The organism is Microbacterium sp. (assembly GCF_049661145.1).
GTDB lineage: Bacteria > Actinomycetota > Actinomycetes > Actinomycetales > Microbacteriaceae > Microbacterium.
This window is the reverse complement of record NZ_JBASZT010000423.1, coordinates 1-1,847: the sequence shown is the minus strand read 5'-3', so window position 1 is coordinate 1,847 and position 1,847 is coordinate 1. Positions and strand designations below refer to the sequence as shown.

The following is a 1,847-nucleotide window of genomic DNA, read 5'->3' as shown; positions in this document are numbered from 1 at the left end:
GTTCGCGGCGGGCGAGATCGGCCACGTCACGGTCGGCACGGACGGCGGGCCGGTGTGCGTGTGCGGCAAGATCGGATGCCTCGAGGCATGGCTGTCGGCGCCGTCGCTCGAACGCGCCCTCGCCGAGGAGGAGGCCGACCGCGAAGTCGTGCTGCGCGATGCAGGCGAACGGCTGGGCATCGCCCTCGCGCCGATCGTCGGCGCCCTCGACCTGTCGGAGATCGTGCTCTCCGGCCCCGCGGAGCTTCTCGACGGACCCCTGGCTCAGGGTGCCGTCGAGACCCTGCGCGCTCGAACGCTCGCCGAGTTCCACGACGGCGTGCGGGTGCGCATGACGGCACAAGGCGAGGACATCGTCCTGCGCGGCGCCGCCGTCATGGTCCTGTCCGGACAACTCGGGGTGTCCTGACACCCCACACCTCGGAGGGGCCGCCCGGCCCCGGGAAACCACCGAGAGAGAAGCAGAGAGGAAGACACATGAACAAGAAGCTCGGAGCCGCAGCGCTCCTCGGCGCTTCGGCCGTCGTGCTGGCAGGGTGTTCAGGCGGGACCGGCGACACGTCGGCGGACGGCGCCGAGATCCGGGTCTGGCTGGTCGGCACCGACACGCCCCAAGACGCCCGCGACTACCTGAAGACGACCTTCGAGGAGGAGAACCCCGGTTCGACGCTCGTCATCGAGGAGCAGCAGTGGACGGGCCTCGTGGACAAGCTCACCACGAGTCTGTCGTCCAACGACAGCCCCGACATCGTCGAGATGGGCAACACGCAGGCCGCCGCGTTCACCTCCAGCGGGGCGCTCGCCGACCTCAGCGATATCCAGGACGCCCTGGGCGGCGACGACCTGCTGCCGGGCTTCGTCGAAGCAGGCTCCTACGACGGCACGCTGTACGCCGCGCCGTACTACTCGGGCGCCCGCGTCGTGTTCTACAACACGGCGCAGTACCAGACCGCCGGTGTCGCGGTGCCCACGACTCTCGACGAGTACGTGTCGAACGGCGTCGCGCTCGCCGAGGCGCTGCCCGGCGTCTCGGGCGTCTACTGGCCCGGCAAGGACTGGTACAACGCCCTGCCGTTCATCTGGGAGAACGGTGGCGAGATCGCGGTGCAGGATGCCGACGGCACCTGGGACGCGCAGTTCTCCAGCCCGGAGTCACAGGCCGGCCTCGCGCAGGTGCAGGAGCTGATGACCAAGGCCTCGCTCGCGCCGAAGGACGGCGACGAGACCGAGGCGTGGGTGCCGTTCCGCACCGAGCAGGCGGCGACCCTGTCGGTGCCGAGCTGGGCGTACTGGTCGATCGTCGCGGACGAGGACAAGAACGACACGGCGCTGACGAACTCGCTCGGTTACTTCGCGCTGCCGGGCAGCGACGGCGGTGCCGCACAGGTGTTCGCCGGCGGCTCCAACATCGGCATCGCGGCGAAGTCGCAGAACATCGACCTCGCCAAGAGTGCGCTCGAGATCATCCTGAGCGACGACTACCAGACGATCCTTGCTCAGAACGGTCTCGTCCCGGCGAAGACGTCGCTCGGCGATCAGGTCGCCGCCGCGACTCCCGAGCTGGCCGCCGTCATCGCCGAGTCCGCCGCGAACGCGAAGCTGACCCCGGCGTCGCCCAAGTGGGCCGACGTCGAGGCGAAGGGCCTGCTGCAGGACTTCTTCGTGAACCTTGCGAACGGCGGCGACCCGGAGTCACTGGCTGAAGAGCTCGACACGCAGATCGAGGACATCCTCAACGGCTGACCCGAAAGTCTTCGTGACATGACTCAGACTTTCTCGCCCCACGGCGCGGCAGCGCCACTGAAAAGCTGACGCCATCGCGTTCGACTCGTCGCTGTGCTCCTCGC

The 1,847-nt window shown here is 68.9% G+C and carries 2 protein-coding genes; both read left to right on the top strand.

The features are described 5' to 3' along the window. Positions 1-409 (top strand): ROK family protein (locus tag WBP48_RS17550; RefSeq protein ID WP_424442024.1); only part of this gene is annotated, 409 nt, incomplete at its 5' end. Positions 410-477: 68 nt separating this feature from the next. After that, entirely contained in the window at positions 478-1,743 is a 1,266-nt protein-coding gene (locus WBP48_RS17545) for an extracellular solute-binding protein (RefSeq protein ID WP_424442023.1), read from the top strand. Positions 1,744-1,847 lie beyond the last annotated feature (104 nt).